Genomic DNA, 14,763 nt, shown 5'->3' on the forward strand with positions numbered 1-14,763 from the left:
CTTCGCGGTCGTGACCGTGCGCGGATGCCGTGCTCGGATGCCGCAGCGGGTGCCGGCGGGTTTGTGCTGGTCAGCCGGTGAGGGGGCCGAACTCCTTGCGGGTGTCGATCACCTCGCCGAACAGCTCCCACCGCTCGCCCTTGAACTCCATGAGCTGCATCGACTCGATCGGGAAGCCGTCACCCTGCGCGGTGTCCAGCACCACACCCGGCAGCAGCATGTCGACCTGCACGCCCTTCAGATCGCGCACCGAGTCGCGCAGCCCTTCGCGCGTCGGGCACTTGGCCGCGGCCATCGCCTTGTGGAAGCTGCTCGCCACCGCCCAGCCGAAGGTGTGGTAGGGGACGTCGGCGTCGACACCGGGGGCGTACTGCTGCATCTTCTGCTTGTAGAGCTTCATCTCGGCGTCGTCCGCCCAGGTGGGGTCGAGCGGGTCCTTGTAGTAGGCGGAGGAGACGACGCCCTGCACGTTCTCGAAGCCGACCGGCTTGAGCACGGTGATGGAGGAGGAGACGTTGTTGACGATGTGCAGCGGGTTCCACGTCGTGTTCTTGGCGTCGGCGGCCAGCGCCTGCGAGCCGAACTTCGGGGTGGTGATGTTGAGGAACACCTCGGCCTTCGACCCGGCGAGGTTGCGCATCTGCGGGTCCACGCTGGGGTCGGAGACCTCGTAGCTCTGCTCGGCGGCGATGGTGATCTCGGTGCCCGCGATAGCGTTCTTGAAGCCGCCGAGCAGGTCCTTGCCGAAGTCGTCGTTCTGGTAGAGGACGGCGACCTTGGCCGCGGGCTTCTCCGTCTTGAGATACTGCGCGTAGACGCGGGCCTCGGAGACGTAGTTGGGCTGCCAGCCGATGGTCCACGGGTGCGCCGTGTCCAGGCCCCACTTGGAGGCGCCGGTGGCGACGAAGATCTGCGGCACCTTCCGCTGGGTGGCGTAGTCCCACGTCGCCGTGGTCGACGGCGTGCCCAGCGTCTGGAAGAGCGCGAACACCTGCTCCTGCTCGACCAGCCTGCGCGCCTCCTCGACCGCCTTGGGCGGCTGGTAGCCGTCGTCGCGGACGACGAACTCGACCTTGCGCCCGCCGATGCCGTTCTGCTCGGCGTTGACGTAGTCGAAGTAGGCCTTGATGCCCTTGGGTATGTCGCCGTACGCGGACGCGGGCCCCGACAGCGGATAGATGCCGCCGAGCTTGATGCTCGTGTCCGTGATCCCGGTCGTCTGCTGCCCCTGGCACTCCCCCGCGGCCGCCGTGGACGGTGTGCCGCCGCCGCTCTCCCGCCCCCCGCAGGCCGCCGCGGCGATCACCAGGGTGGCCGTCACGGCCGTACGGCCGATCGCAGATAAACGCATCCCTTTTACCCCTTCCGGAGGGTCTTCTTGAGCGAGTCGGCCGCGCGCCCCGCCAGCCCGGCGAGACCGGTCGGCGCGACGTACATCACCGCGATGATCAGCAGGCCGAAGATGACGCCGGGCGCGGCCTTGTTGACGTCCTGGGAGATGCTCGGCACGAACATCACGAACAGCGCGCCGAACAGCGGGCCGGCCTGCGACCCGAGCCCGCCGACGACGATGCCGGCCAGCAGGGTGATCGAGAGGGTGACCACGAACGAGTCCGGCGAGACGAACCCGATCACCCAGGTGTAGACGCACCCCGCCGCCCCGGCGAACAGCGCGCTCCAGGCGAAGGCGAGCGTCTTGTAGTACGACAGCCGCACGCCCATGACCTCGGCCGCGGCCTCGTTGTCGCGGATGGCGTGCAGGGCGCGCCCCACCCGCGACCGCAGCAGCCCGGCCGCCAGGCCGAACGCGACGAGCGCCACGGCCAGGGCCAGGAAGTACAGCCACTGGTCCTCGGCCAGGCCGGTCCACGCCGGTGGCGCCGGCTTGGGGAGCGTCAGCCCCATGGACCCGCCGGTCACCTCCTCGAACCGCTTGAGCAGCGGCACCAGGAAGATCGCGATGGCCAGGGTGACGAGGGCCAGGTAGAGCCCGCGCAGCCGCATGGCGGGCAGGCCCAGCGCGAGGCCGAGCAGGAACGCCACCCCGGCCGCGATCGGCAGCGTCACCAGGTGCGGCACGTCCCACCGGGCCAGCGGGATCGCGGTGGCGTAGGCGCCGACGGCGAAGAAGGCGCCGTGCCCGAGCGAGATCTGCCCGGCGTGCCCGACGAGCAGGTTCAGCCCGAGCAGCGCCAGCGCGTAGACCAGCACCATGGTGAGCTGGAAGACATGGAACGGAACGAGCTGGAACGGCGCGTACACCGCCGCCAAGAGCAGTAACCCCGCGACCGCCCAGCGCCACCGGGCCACGCCCGCCCGAGCCCGCGGCACCGCGCCCGCCGCCGATCCGCTGCTCACCGTGGCCGTGGATTCGCCCGTGCTCACCGGAGATTCGTTCATGCCCGCTCCACCACCGCTCGCCCGAACAGGCCCTGGGGCCGTAGCAGCAGGACGCCGAGGATGATGACCAGCGGCACCCCCACCTTGAGGTCGGGCCCGACGGCGCTCACGTACGCGCCGGCCAGGGTCTCGGCGACGCCCACGATCAGCCCGCCCACCACCGCCCCGATCGGGCTGTCGAAGCCGCCGAGCGTGGCCGCGGCGAAGGCGTAGATCAGGACGCCGCCCATCATGTTCGGCTCCAGGAACAGCAGCGGGGCCACCAGCACGCCGGAGACCGCGCCGACCGTGGCGGCCAGCCCCCAGCCGAGCGCCAGCGTCCAGCCGACCCGGATGCCCACGAGCCGCGCCGAGTCGGGGTTGGCCGACACCGCCCGCATCCCCAGCCCGATCTTGGTGTGCTGGAAGAGCAGGTACAGCAGCCCCATCACCACCCCGACGACCACGAACACGCCGAGCGTGGAGAAGCCGACGGTGAGCCCGCCGGCCTCGATCGCGCCGCTCGGGAACGGGTTGGGGAAGTCCTTGATGAGGAACGACCAGATCCAGCCCGCCGCCGCGTTGACGAAGATGAACAGCCCCACGGTGACGATCACCACGGTCAGCTCGGGAGCGCCCTCCACCGGCCGGATGATGACGCGTTCGATGAGCATCCCGCCGACGAACGACACCGCCAGGGCCAGCACCAGAGCCAGCCAGAACGGCACGCCGACGGCCATGAACTGCCAGGCGACGTACGCGGAGAACATCGCCAGCTCGCCCTGGGCGAAGTTGACGATCCCGGTGAACCGGTAGATCAGCACGAGGGCCAGGGCGAGGCTGGCGTAGATCGCGCCCGCGCCGAGCCCGACGACGATCTGCTGCAGGAATCCGGCCATCCCTACACCCGGTATCCGAGGTAGGACTGGGCGACCTGCTCGTCCGCCCTGATCCGCGCCGCCGTGCCCGACAGCACGATCCGGCCGGTCTCCAGGACATGCGCCTGCTGGGCGATGCCCAGGGCGAGATGGGCGTTCTGCTCGACGACGACCACGGTGGTGCGCTCCTGTTCGTTGATGGCCCGGACGATGCGGAACAGCTCCCGGGTGACCAGCGGGGCCAGGCCGAGCGACGGCTCGTCCAGCAGGAGCAGCCGGGGCCGCAGCATGAGCGCCCTGCCGAGGGCGAGCATCTGCTGCTCGCCGCCGCTGAGGCTGCCCGCCGCCTGCTTGAGCCGGGGTTTCAGGGCGGGGAAGTAGCCGTAGATCCGGTCCAGGTCGGCGTCCACGCCGGACCGCCGTACATAGGCGCCCAGCCGCAGGTTCTCCTCGACGGTCAGCGGCATGAACGTGCCCCGCCCCTCGGGGACGTGCGCCACCCCTCGCCTGGCGAGCGTGTCCGGCGAGCTGCCGAGCAGCTCGACGCCGTCGAGCCGGACGCTGCCGCGCCCCTTGACCATGCCCGACAGGGCGCGCAGCAGGGTGGTCTTGCCCGCGCCGTTCGGGCCGAGGATGGCGCCGATCTCCCCCTCGCCGACCGTGAAGCTCACGCCGTGCAGGACCTGCGCGCCCCCGTATCCGGCGTGCAGCTCCGACACCACCAGCTCGTTCATACGGCGGTCCCCAGGTAGGCCTCGATGACGCCGGGGTCGCGCTGCACCTCGGCCGGCGGCCCTTCGGCGATCTTCTTGCCGAAGTCCAGGCAGACGATCCGCTCGCAGGTGCTCATCACGAAGCCCATGTGGTGCTCGACCACGACCACGGTCAGGTCGAGCTCGTCGCGCAGGGCCCGCAGGGTGCCGGCGAACTCCGCCACCTCGGCGGAGTTGAGCCCGTTGACCGGCTCGTCGAGCAGCAGCAGCCGCGGCCGCCCGATCAGCGCCCTGGCCAGCTCGACCCGTTTGAGCGTGCCGAACGGCAGCCCGGCGGCCGGGTGGCCGGCGACCTCGGTCAGCGACAGCCGGGCGAGCATGGCGTCCGCCTCGGCGCGCAGCGTCCGCTCCTCCCGGCCGACGCCCGGCAGGCGCAGAGCCGCGGTGAGGAACCCGGACCGGCCCCGGTGGTGCGCGCCGACCAGCACGTTGTCCCGTACGGAGATGCGCGGGAACAGGCCGAGGTTCTGGAAGGTCCTGGCGATGCCGAGGGCCGCGATGGCGTGCGGGGCGACGGCCAGCAGGTCCGCGCCCTCGTACCGGACGCTGCCCTCGTCGGCGGTGTAGCGCCGGGTCAGGCAGTTGAACAGGGTGGTCTTGCCGGCGCCGTTCGGCCCGATGAGCCCCACCATCTCGCCGGGCGCCACGGAGAACCCGACGCCGTCGAGCGCGGTGATGCCTCCGAAACGGACCGTGAGATCGTGTACTTCCAGCATCCGGCCTCCTGAGGCGCTGCGAGCGGAAGAATGTTCTGAAGTTGGGGTCAGCGTAGGATCCGGCCGTCACCGCCCGCATTGGGTACGGTCACCCAACATGTGAGACGAAGGTTGTCCGCCGAGCACAGCCTCTGTCTCGGACCGGTTACAACCTGTTGACCTGTCCGCGACCGGCATGGATCATCCCGGACATGTCCAGTGGTTCCAGCACGGAAACGTTCACTGGTGCGGCGCCCGTACGTGCCGAACGCGCGCGGATCCTCGCCGAGTTGCTCGCGGACCTCGACGGACTGGCGGCCACGGCGGTCGCCACGATGCGCGCCGAGATCCCCGCCTACGCCGCGCGGGAGGAGGCGTTCCTGGCCGACGTGCGCGACCAGGTGGCGCGCCACTACCGCAGCAAGCTCGCCGTGCTGCTCGAAGACAGGACGGTGACCCTGGACGACATCGCCTTCGTCCGCCGGTCGGCGATGCGCCGGGCCCGCGCCGGGCTGGCCCTGGCCGACTACATCAACGCCTTCCGCGTCGGCCAGCAGGTCTTCTGGGAGTCGGTGCTCTCCCGGGCCGGCCACTCCTCCGCCGGGCACGAGGCCGCGCTCGCGCTGGCCGCCCCGCTGATGCGCTACTGCGACTTCGCCAGCACGCACGCCGCGAACGCGTACATGGAATTCCAGCAGTACGCGGCCGCCGAGGCGGTGCGGGAGAGCCGGGACCTGCTGGAGACGCTGCTGGCTGGCACGCTGCCGACGCGCGGGCCGCAGCTGGCGGCGGCGCAGGCGCACGGGCTCGCGCCGGACGCGCGCACCTCGGTGCTGGTGGTCGTCGCGGTCGTGCTGGGGCTGCGCGGCGCCGTGCCCCGGGGCCCCGACCGGGGCGCCGACGCCCGGCACGCGGCCTGCGCGGCGATCGCCAGGACCGGCGGGCACGGCGCGCGGACCCTGTCGGTGGTGCGGCAGTCGGAGATCGTCGCCGTCCCCGTGCTCGGCCAGGGCGGCGACCCCGGCGAGCTGTGCGACCGGCTGCAGGAGCTGCGCGAGACGCTGCTGGCGGAGGGGATCGTGCTGGCGATGGGCATCAGCACGGTCAGCGCGGGCCTCGCCCTGATCCCGCGGGCCTACCAGGAGGCCCGCGCGGTGCTGGACTTCCTGCCGGAGGACGGCGGCGTGGCCGCGCTCCCCCGGATCACCCCGTTCCAGTATCTGGCGCTGCGCGCCGACGACACCGCCCGCCACCTGGTCGATCCCCGGATCACCGCGCTGCTGGACGAGGACCGGGCCCGCGGCGGCGTGCTCACCGCCACCATTCGCGCCTTCGCCGCCGCCGACCTGAACCTGCGCGCCGCCGCCGAGCGGCTGCAGATCCACCCCAACACGGCCCAGTACCGGCTGCGCCGCATCCAGGAGCGGACCGGGCGCAGCCTGCGCCGGATCGACGACCTCGTCGAGCTGCTCGTGGCCATCGCGCTGCAGGACTCGCTGCCCCCAGGCACAATCCGCGGCGGAAAAGACTGGCCACCGTGACCAATGAGGACTCCGGGATGCCGGACGTACGGTCAGTGCCATGAACCTCGCCGACCGGCTCCACTCCTCCGCCGAGCGACTCGGTGAACGGGCGGCGATCACGCTGGACGAAGCGGTGCTCACCTACGGCGCGCTGGAGCTGATGACGGCGCGGATCGCCACCCTGCTGCGCCGGCGCGGCGTCGGCGTCGGCGACCGGGTGGCGGTCATGCTGCCGAACGTCCCCGAGTTCGCCGCCGTCTACTACGGGGTGCTGCGGATCGGGGCCGTGGTGGTCCCGATCGATCCGCTGCTGCGCAAACGCGAGATCGCCTCGTACGTGATGGACTGCGGGGCCAGGCTGCTGATCGCCTGGCACGCGTTCGCGGAGGCCGCCGAGGCGGGGACGGCCGGCACCCGTACCGACTGCTTCTTCGTGGTCCCCGACGAGTTCCGCAGGCTGCTGCGCGGTCTGCCCGCCGAGGCCGGGGTCACCCCGAGGGCCGACGGTGACACGGCGGTCATCCACTACACCGCCGGCACCACCGGCCGGGCCAAGGGCATCGAGCTGACCCACGGCAACCTCGGTGGCAACGCCGCGACCGTGGCCCGCATGCACGCGCTCGGCGTGGACGACGTGGTGCTCGGCGCGCTGCCGCTCTACCACTCCTTCGGGCAGACGTGCTCGCTCAACGCCACCGTGCACGCCGGCGCGCGGCTCACGCTGATGCGCCGCTTCGACGCGAGCCGGGCCCTGGAGGTCATGCGGCGCGACGGCGTCACGGTCTTCCAGGGCGTGCCCACCATGTACATCGCGCTGCTGGACCATCCGGGGGCCTCGGACCTGTCGCTGCTGCGGGTGTGCGTCTCCGGCGGCGCGCCGCTGCCGCTGGACGTGCTGCGCGCCTTCGAGGTCCGCTTCGGCTGCCCGATCGTGGAGGGGTACGGCCTGAGCGAGACCTCCGCGGTGGCCGCCACCAACCGCAGCGGCGACGGCCGCCGGGCGGGCTCGGTCGGCTGGCCGGTCCGGGGCATCGAGATGCGGGTGGTGGACGAGGCCGGCCGCGAGGTGCCGTACGGCGAGATCGGCGAGATCGTCATCCGGGGGCCGAACGTGATGAAGGGCTACTGGAACAACCCGGCCGCGACCGCCGAGGCCATCCGCGACGGCTGGTTCCACACCGGCGACCTCGGCAGGGTGGACGGCGACGGCTTCTTCTTCCTGGTCGACCGCCGCCGCGACGTGATCATCCGGGGTGGGTACACGGTCTATCCGCGCGAGGTGGAGGAGGTGCTGTACGAGCATCCCGCCGTACGGCAGGCGGCGGTCATCGGCGTGCCCCATCCGGAGCTCGGGGAGGAGATCGCGGCCGTGGTGTCCCTGCGGGGGGCGGTCGGGGCCGACGAACTGCGCGCCTTCGTCCGGGAGCGGGTGGCGGCCTACAAGTATCCCCGGCGCATCTCCTTCGCCGACGAGCTGCCGGTCAGCCCGACGGGCAAGATCCTCAAGCGCGCCATCACCGTGCACTGAGGTGCCCGGGTTCTCGGTGAGCCGTCGTTGTAAACGATGGGGAGGAACTGTCGCCGGACGGCCGTAAGATCACCCGAGACAATGTGACATCGGGTCAGATTTCTCCTTACGCGGAGGTATCAAGGAAGTGGCGAAGGTCACGCTCGGTGAGCGGGCGCGTTACTGGTTCGACAACACGATGTCCAGAGGCACCGCGTCGCTGATCGGCTGGCTGGCGGTGGTGTCGCTGGGTCTGATCGTCCTGGTGGCGGCGCTCACGCTGTGGCTGGCGCCCAACGAGCCCGAGGGCGTGGCCCACGCGGGTGAAGTGCTCTGGATCGCGCTCATGCACGCGCTCACCCCGAGCCGAGTGGCCAGCGACAAGGGCTCGGTGGCGTACATGCTCGTGATGTTCGCCGGCTCGCTGGGCGGGTTGTTCATTGTGAGCATGCTCGTCGGTCTGCTGTCGAACGGCTTGAAGCAAAAGGTGGACCGCCTGCGCAGGGGACGGTCGGTGATCGTGGAGTCCGGGCACACGGTGGTGCTCGGCTGGTCCGACCAGGTGTTCACGATCGTGGCCGAACTCGTCAAGGCGAAGGCCAGCCAGAAGGGCTCGGTCATCGCGATCCTGGCCGACCGCGACAAGCTGGCCATGGAGGAGGACATCCGCGAGCACGTCGGCGACCTCGGCAGGACCCGGCTGGTCTGCCGCACCGGACGGCCCACCGAGCCGCACGACCTCGCGCTGCTGAACCTGGCGGCGGCCCACTCCGTCGTCGTGCTCTCGCCCGGGGGCGAGGACCCGGACGCGCACGTCATCAAGATCCTGCTCGCGCTGGCCAAACGCGACGGCGTCCACCCGCCCGTGGTGGTCGGTCTCACCTCCAGCCGCAACGCCGCCGCCGCCCGCCTGGCCGGCGGCCCGGACGTGCACCTGGTCGACTCCGACGACACCGCCTCGCGGCTCATCGTGCAGTCCTCCCGCCAGTCGGGCATGTCCGTCGTCTGCATGGACCTGCTCAACTTCGACGGCGGCGAGATCTACCTGCGCACCCCGAAGAAGCTTGTGGGAGTCACGTACGGGGAGGCGCTGCACGCGTATCAGACCGCCTCCGTGATCGGCCTGCGCCGGCCGTCCGGCGTCGTGCTGAACCCGGCCATGGACACCGTCATCAACGCCGACGACCAGGTCGTCGTCATCGCGCACGACGACTCGCACGTCCGCCTGGCGACCGGCGAGCCGTCCGTGGACGAGTCCGCCATGGTCGCGGCCGGGAAGGCGCCCGCGGAGCCGGAGCGCACGCTGCTGCTCAACTGGAACGGCCGGGCCGAGCAGATCATCCGCTACCTCGACGGCTATGTCGCCCCCGGCTCGGTCCTGGAGATCTCCACCGACCACCCCAAGGCCGGGGCGGACCTCATCGGTCTGCGCAACCTCGTCGTGAACGTCAAGGAGTGCGACACCACCGACAGGTTCGCCCTGGAGTCGCTGGGCGTCGGCCTCTTCCAGCATGTCATCGTGCTGTCCGACGACCGCTTCGAGGCCCGGCACGCCGACACGCGCACGCTCATGACGCTGCTGCAGTTACGCGACATGCAGAGCGTGCTGGGCGAGCACTACTCGATCGTCAGCGAGATGCACGACGAGAGCAACCGCGCCCTGGCCGAGGTCACCGAGGCCGACGACATCGTGATCAGCGACACCGTCATCGGCCTGCTGCTGGCCCAGCTCGCCGAGAACCGGCACCTGGCGGACGTGTTCGGCTATCTCTTCGACTCGCGCGGCTCGGAGATCTACCCACGCCCCGCCGGCGGCTATGTGAAGACGGGCACGCGGGTGTCGTTCTCCACGGTCGTGGAGTCGGCGCGGCGTCAGGGCGAGACGGCCATCGGCTACCGCGACGCCAGCGCCCGCAACGACCCGCCGCACTACGGCATCGTCCTGAACCCCAGTAAAACGGACCCGATCATCCTGGGAGAGCGGGACTCGGTGATCGTCCTCGCCGAACACTGAGCCCGCTCTTGAGGTGGACCCGAAAATACGGATAAAGGGGCATTTATGGCCATCGACTTCACCCTGGCTCCGGAGCATGAGGAGATCCGCCGGCGGGTCCGTACGTTCATCCAGGAGGTGGTGATCCCCGCGAGCGCGGAGCTGAGTGAGGGCGACCGGGAGGGTTATCTGCGCGGCATCTTCGCGCTCCGCGAGCGGGCCAGGGCCGAGGGACTGTGGCTGCCGCACATGCCCGAGGAGTGGGGCGGCATGGGCCTGGGGCACGTGGAGTTGGCCATGGTGCAGTCCGAGGCGGCCAAGACCCGGCTCGGGCCCTGGGTGCTCAACTGCAGCGCCCCCGACGAGGGCAACATGCACACCCTGCTGCACTGGGCGACCGACGAGCAGAAGGAGCGCTATCTGCGCCCCCTGCTGGACGGTGTGCGGATGTCCTGCTTCGCGATGACCGAGCCCGAGGTGGCCGGCTCCGACCCGACCCTCATCCGCACCCAGGCCGTCCAGGACGGCGACGAGTGGGTGATCAACGGCCACAAGTGGTTCATCTCGAACGCCCGCCGCGCCAGTTTCGCCATCCTCATCGCCAAGACCGAGCTCGACGTGCCGGAGGGCGCCCGGGGCGCGAACACCGCCTTCCTCATCGACCTGCCGCAGGAGGGCTGGAACGACGTCCGCGAGGTCGAGACCATGCACGGCTCGACCGGCCACAGCGAGATCGTCATCACCGACCTCCGCGTCCCTGACAGCCAGGTCCTCGGCGGCCGGGGCAACGGCCACCGCCTCGGCCAGTACCGCCTGGGCCCGGCCCGGCTGGCCCACTGCATGCGCTGGATCTCCCAGGCGGAAACGGCCCTGGACATGATGGTCGACCGCGCACTCAACCGCTACAGCCACGGCTCGCTGCTGGCGGAGAAGCAGGGCATCCAATGGCTCATCGCCGACTCCGCCATGGAGCTCTACCAGTGCAAACTCATGGTCCTGCACGCCGCATCCAAAATCGATAAGGGTGAGGACTTCCGCACCGAGGTCTCCATGGCCAAACACTTCGTCGCGAACAGCCTCAACCGCATCATCGACCGCGCCATCCAGGTGCACGGCGCCCTGGGCTACTCCACGGACACGCCACTGGCGAACATGATGCAACACGCCCGCTGGGCCCGCTTCGCCGACGGCGCCGACGAGATCCACCAGATGCGCATCGCCGAACGCACCATAGCCGCCTACCAGGCCACCGGCTCCACCAACGCCGCCACCGGCGGCCTCCCCCTCTGATGCGCTCAACACAGCCGGGACGCCGATTCCGGTGATCGAACAAGGCCGCCTCGATCTAAGCTGGCCTCATGACGCGCCGCAGGCTTCAGTCGATCACGGTCGAGGGATACACCTCGATCCGCTCGGCCCAGGTCGAGTTGCGTGACCTCAACGTCCTGGTCGGCGCCAACGGCGCGGGCAAGAGCAACTTCATCTCCGCCCTCGCCCTGCTGGGCCGCATCGTCGACGGGGAGCTCAACCTCTTCGTCGGCCAGGCCGGCGGGGCCTCCGCCCTGCTGCACGGCGGCCCCAAGGGTGGCGCGCGGATCGCGCTGCGGCTGGACTTCACACCCAACGAGTACGAGGCGACGCTCCTCCCCGCGGCCGGCGACGAGCTGATCTTCGGAGAGGAACGCATCCGGTTTCTCGGCAGAAACCATGCCGAGCCGTACGACGCCTCGTTGGGGCGAGGGCACCGGGAGACCCGGCTGCTGGAGGAGATCAGCAAGCGTGGACAGGCTTCCGTGGCCGGGCACGTGGTGGAGATGCTGCGCGGCTGCCGAGTGTTCCACTTCCACGACACCGGCCCCAGCGCCCCCGTCAAGCAGACCGGATACGCCTCCGACAACCTCGCACTCCACCCCGACGCGGGAAACCTGGCGGCGGTCCTGCTCCGCCTACGGCAAAGTGACACCGCCTCCTACCGGCGCATCGTACGCACCATTCAGCAGGTCACCCCGTTCTTCCGGGACTTCGTACTCGCCGAGGAGAACGGTCGGCTGCGGCTCCGCTGGCAACAGGAAGGCTCCGACGTGGTCTTCCCCGCCGACGCGCTGTCGGACGGAACCTTGCGATTCATCTGCCTGACCACCCTGCTCAGCCTGCCCGACCTGCCCAACTTCGTCGTCCTCGACGAGCCCGAGCTCGGCCTGCACCCCTACGCCATCGTGCAACTCGCCGACATGCTGCGCGCCGCCGCCCACGACAGCCAGGTGCTCATCGCCACCCAGTCGGTCACCCTGATGAACCAGTTCGAACTCGACGACCTCATCGTCGTAGAACGCGCCGAAGGCGCCTCGGTCTTCGACCGCCCCGACCCCGAACGGCTGCGCGACTGGCTGGCCGACTACTCGCTGGGCGAACTATGGGAGAAGAACCTGCTCGGCGGCAGGCCGCAAGCCGAGTCTCGGTGACCCCGATGCGTAGACTCCACATCTTGTGCGAAGGACAGACGGAAGAGACCGTCGCCCGCGAGGTCATCGCCCCCTACCTGCAATGCGCCGACGTTTTCGTCACCCGATCCATCCTCACCACCAAACGCCCGGCAGGTGGCACCTCCTGCAAGGGTGGACTGTCCACCTGGGGCAAGCTCGCCACGGAAATCCGACTGCTCCTGCGTGACTCATCCATCACCACGCTGACAACCCTGCTGGACTACTACGGGCTCCCCTCCGACACTCCCGGAATGGCGACACGCCCGCCTGGTTCCCCGTACGACCGAGTAACCCATGTTGAGCGCGCAATGGGCCAAGCCATCGGAGATCCCCGTTTCCTACCCCACCTGGTCCTCCACGAGATCGAAGCATGGGTGATCCTCGGCCATGAGGCCCTGGGCGAGCTCACCGGGGATGCCGCACTCGCCCATGCCGCCCAAGCGATCGTGACCGACGCTCAGGGAGCCGAACTTGTCAACGACGGAGCCGATACCGCCCCCTCCAAGCGGCTCCTGCGCCTCTATCCGCGCTACCGCAAGACGTCCGACGGCCCACTCGTCATCGCCGAGATCGGCATCGACGCCATCAGAAAAGGCTGTCCCCATGCCGACGCCTGGTTCACCGCCGTCAATACAGGTCTCACGAAGCAGCGGCGATAGGGCAAACCGTAAAGTCATTTCGGAGATATCACACTAAGCGTTGAAACGACCGTTATGGATATGAGTCAAGGCAGATCAACTTAACGCTGCGGGGGGCCACCGGTTTAAGCCCTGATTCCTGGCCCCGCCGGAGTGAGGCCGCAGGATCGTAGAGTCTCGTCCAATTGGCGAACGTAGGTGGTGTTCGTCCAGGGTTCCAGTCGGGCTCGTGCCTGGTTCATTTCGTCGGTGAGCCGGGCCGAGCTGTGCTGCCGGGTGAGATGGGCGGCCTCCGTGAGTTTGGCCGCCGCCTCAGGGATCTCTTTGGCCTGCGCCAAGGCGCGGGCGTATCGGGTGAGCATCATTCCACGACGCCTCTTGAACTTCGGGTCAATCTCAGCCAGCTGGTGCTCGGCCGTCTTTATGACCTGGCCGGGCTGATTCAGCCGAACCAGCAAGGCGGTCCTTCTGGATTTCACCACCGTTGGCGAAACCCAGTACAGGAACTCGCGTTCGTTCTCCTTCGGCGCCCCTGCCGATACAAGCGCGCTTTCATGCGCGCGGGCACTTGCCGCCGTATTGCCCTCGACTGCGCAGGCGAGCGAGAACAGCGTTTCGTGCAGCGGCGCCAGCAGCTTGCTTGGAGACCGGGCGGCCCAGCTCCGAACGGCGAAGGCATGGTCGACGACCGAGGCGATCCGGTGCTGGTCAGCGGCCACCCTGCCGAGCCAGTAGTGCATGTAGGCAATCAATGTTGGATCGCCGAGTTCGAGTGCCGAGCGCAAGCCGTCGTGCAAAGGCCGCTCGGCTGCCGCGTAATCGCGCAGGTCGTAGGTGAGAAAGCCGGCCAGCTGTGACAGTTGCGTGTACGTATCGAGGAGCCGGTCGCGTAGGGTCGGCGCTATCGACTCGCGGGCGAGGAGCTTGCCGACAGCCACCCGCTGTCCACGGATGACGGGTAGCAGCTTGGCGGGGCCGGAAACATCGTCGGCCTGCCGCGCATTCAAGGTCATCTTCTCGAAGGTCCGCACCGTGGCCTCGTCCGTCCGCCAGGTGTTGCGCAGCACTCCGGCAAGACGTTCTTTCTCTTCAAGGGTGAGAATTCGCATCAGGTCGAGTGCTCGGCTTCCACCGAATGCCAGGGCCAGCTCGAAGAGCAGTTCGCGTCGCTTCACGTCGGCCTCCTCGACGTCGATGGCACGCAGCAGCCGCATGCATGACGCCGCGTCCACTGCCGTCCTGCCCACAGACGTACGGTCCGCATCCGTCTTCGCGGTGACACGACTGTCCCAATCGGGCGGCGTGGGCCGATTGACGTCCAAATGGCGGAAGTCCGCATCATCAAGGAGGACACGGTCGGCAGCCTCGTACGAGGTCACGACCGCCTCGGACAACAGGCTCCGGGCCGTGGTTTCGTAGATCTCGGCCAGTACGGCCAGCAGACGGGCGGGCGGTCGGCGGCCCGTCTCCGGCCACCCCTCATAGTCGTACAGGCGTGAATCGCGCAGGGCGGCCGTGCCCGCCGGGTCGGCGTCGTTGACCAGGGCCGCCACGTCGGCTCCCGTGCGGCCGTGCGCCAGCCGATACAGCCGCAACGGGCTCACCTCGTGCGTGAGCGCGAGCACCTCGGCGATCTGGTCCCAGGTGAAACCCTTCTCACGAAGGTGCCTACTCCACGAGCGAGCCCGTAGCAGTGCTCGGTAGCTCTCGCCGGACATCCACACCACCTCCACGCCTGAATCGTCTACTAATAGTAAAGGAATAGTCACGTTCGGCGATGACGATAGGGCTGGGATTTCAGAGGACGGCGGGGCCAGATCATGGACATGGGCGGATTCGGGCAGGTCAGCAGCGATGTCAGGTGGGTGGCCTGTGAGGATCGGGTGGGGATCCA

General features: G+C 69.3%; 12 protein-coding genes. 6 read left to right on the top strand and 6 right to left on the bottom strand.

Going from position 1 to position 14,763, the window contains the following annotated elements; translation table 11 throughout:
• Positions 1 to 70: 70 nt before the first annotated feature.
• Genes IEY87_RS11630 through IEY87_RS11650 form a run of 5 tightly spaced genes read right to left on the bottom strand, consistent with a single transcriptional unit; the run spans position 71 to position 4,746 of the window.
• The gene (locus IEY87_RS11630) at positions 71 to 1,351 is read right to left on the bottom strand and encodes an ABC transporter substrate-binding protein (RefSeq protein ID WP_189138561.1); all 1,281 of its coding nucleotides are present in this window, start codon (positions 1,349 to 1,351) and stop codon (positions 71 to 73) included.
• Between the two features lie 5 nt (positions 1,352 to 1,356).
• Entirely contained in the window at positions 1,357 to 2,400 is a 1,044-nt protein-coding gene (locus IEY87_RS11635) for a branched-chain amino acid ABC transporter permease (protein ID WP_189138562.1), read from the bottom strand.
• Positions 2,397 to 3,278: a branched-chain amino acid ABC transporter permease gene (locus IEY87_RS11640; protein ID WP_189138563.1), complete on the bottom strand. Its 882-nt coding sequence runs from the start codon at positions 3,276 to 3,278 to the stop codon at positions 2,397 to 2,399. The genes IEY87_RS11635 and IEY87_RS11640 overlap by 4 nt, the downstream gene beginning before the upstream one ends.
• Positions 3,279 to 3,280: 2 nt before the next feature.
• On the bottom strand, positions 3,281 to 3,991 hold the full coding sequence (locus IEY87_RS11645; RefSeq protein ID WP_189138564.1) for an ABC transporter ATP-binding protein: 711 nt from the start codon (positions 3,989 to 3,991) through the stop codon (positions 3,281 to 3,283).
• Entirely contained in the window at positions 3,988 to 4,746 is a 759-nt protein-coding gene (locus IEY87_RS11650; RefSeq protein WP_189138565.1) for an ABC transporter ATP-binding protein, read from the bottom strand. The genes IEY87_RS11645 and IEY87_RS11650 overlap by 4 nt, the downstream gene beginning before the upstream one ends.
• A 191-nt stretch (positions 4,747 to 4,937) precedes the next feature.
• Here IEY87_RS11650 and IEY87_RS11655 point away from each other — a divergent pair, with 191 nt between their 5' ends.
• The 6 genes from IEY87_RS11655 (at position 4,938) to IEY87_RS11680 (ending at position 12,890) form a co-directional block, all read left to right on the top strand.
• Complete coding sequence (locus tag IEY87_RS11655) at positions 4,938 to 6,266, top strand: PucR family transcriptional regulator (RefSeq protein ID WP_189138566.1); 1,329 nt, start codon at positions 4,938 to 4,940, stop codon at positions 6,264 to 6,266.
• 40 nt (positions 6,267 to 6,306) lie between these two features.
• Positions 6,307 to 7,776 (top strand): long-chain-fatty-acid--CoA ligase, encoded by a 1,470-nt coding sequence (locus IEY87_RS11660; RefSeq protein ID WP_189138567.1) that lies wholly within the window; start codon positions 6,307 to 6,309, stop codon positions 7,774 to 7,776.
• 127 nt (positions 7,777 to 7,903) lie between these two features.
• Entirely contained in the window at positions 7,904 to 9,769 is a 1,866-nt protein-coding gene (locus tag IEY87_RS11665; RefSeq protein ID WP_189138568.1) for a CASTOR/POLLUX-related putative ion channel, read from the top strand.
• 45 nt (positions 9,770 to 9,814) lie between these two features.
• Positions 9,815 to 11,038, top strand: coding sequence for an acyl-CoA dehydrogenase family protein (locus tag IEY87_RS11670; RefSeq protein ID WP_189138569.1), 1,224 nt, complete (start codon positions 9,815 to 9,817; stop codon positions 11,036 to 11,038).
• Positions 11,039 to 11,106: 68 nt separating this feature from the next.
• The gene (locus tag IEY87_RS11675) at positions 11,107 to 12,210 is read left to right on the top strand and encodes an AAA family ATPase (RefSeq protein WP_189138570.1); all 1,104 of its coding nucleotides are present in this window, start codon (positions 11,107 to 11,109) and stop codon (positions 12,208 to 12,210) included.
• A 23-nt stretch (positions 12,211 to 12,233) separates the two neighbouring features.
• Positions 12,234 to 12,890, top strand: a complete 657-nt coding sequence (locus IEY87_RS11680; RefSeq protein ID WP_225276942.1) for a DUF4276 family protein — start codon at positions 12,234 to 12,236, stop codon at positions 12,888 to 12,890.
• Between the two features lie 104 nt (positions 12,891 to 12,994).
• On the opposite strand, the gene IEY87_RS11685 is transcribed toward IEY87_RS11680, so the two are convergent.
• The gene (locus IEY87_RS11685) at positions 12,995 to 14,602 is read right to left on the bottom strand and encodes an NsdA family TPR-like regulatory protein (RefSeq protein ID WP_189138572.1); all 1,608 of its coding nucleotides are present in this window, start codon (positions 14,600 to 14,602) and stop codon (positions 12,995 to 12,997) included.
• Between the last annotated feature and the right edge of the window lie 161 nt (positions 14,603 to 14,763).

This window comes from Nonomuraea glycinis, assembly GCF_014646515.1.
GTDB classification, from domain to species: Bacteria; Actinomycetota; Actinomycetes; order Streptosporangiales; family Streptosporangiaceae; genus Nonomuraea; species Nonomuraea glycinis.

Coding starts and splice junctions, on each gene's coding strand:
- IEY87_RS11660 (WP_189138567.1), top strand. CDS start 6,307: ATGAACCTCGCCGACCGGCTCCACTCCTCCGCCGAGCGACTCGGTGAA.
- IEY87_RS11630 (WP_189138561.1), bottom strand. CDS start 1,351: ATGCGTTTATCTGCGATCGGCCGTACGGCCGTGACGGCCACCCTGGTG.
- IEY87_RS11670 (WP_189138569.1), top strand. CDS start 9,815: ATGGCCATCGACTTCACCCTGGCTCCGGAGCATGAGGAGATCCGCCGG.
- IEY87_RS11655 (WP_189138566.1), top strand. CDS start 4,938: ATGTCCAGTGGTTCCAGCACGGAAACGTTCACTGGTGCGGCGCCCGTA.
- IEY87_RS11645 (WP_189138564.1), bottom strand. CDS start 3,991: ATGAACGAGCTGGTGGTGTCGGAGCTGCACGCCGGATACGGGGGCGCG.
- IEY87_RS11650 (WP_189138565.1), bottom strand. CDS start 4,746: ATGCTGGAAGTACACGATCTCACGGTCCGTTTCGGAGGCATCACCGCG.
- IEY87_RS11635 (WP_189138562.1), bottom strand. CDS start 2,400: ATGAACGAATCTCCGGTGAGCACGGGCGAATCCACGGCCACGGTGAGC.
- IEY87_RS11675 (WP_189138570.1), top strand. CDS start 11,107: ATGACGCGCCGCAGGCTTCAGTCGATCACGGTCGAGGGATACACCTCG.
- IEY87_RS11640 (WP_189138563.1), bottom strand. CDS start 3,278: ATGGCCGGATTCCTGCAGCAGATCGTCGTCGGGCTCGGCGCGGGCGCG.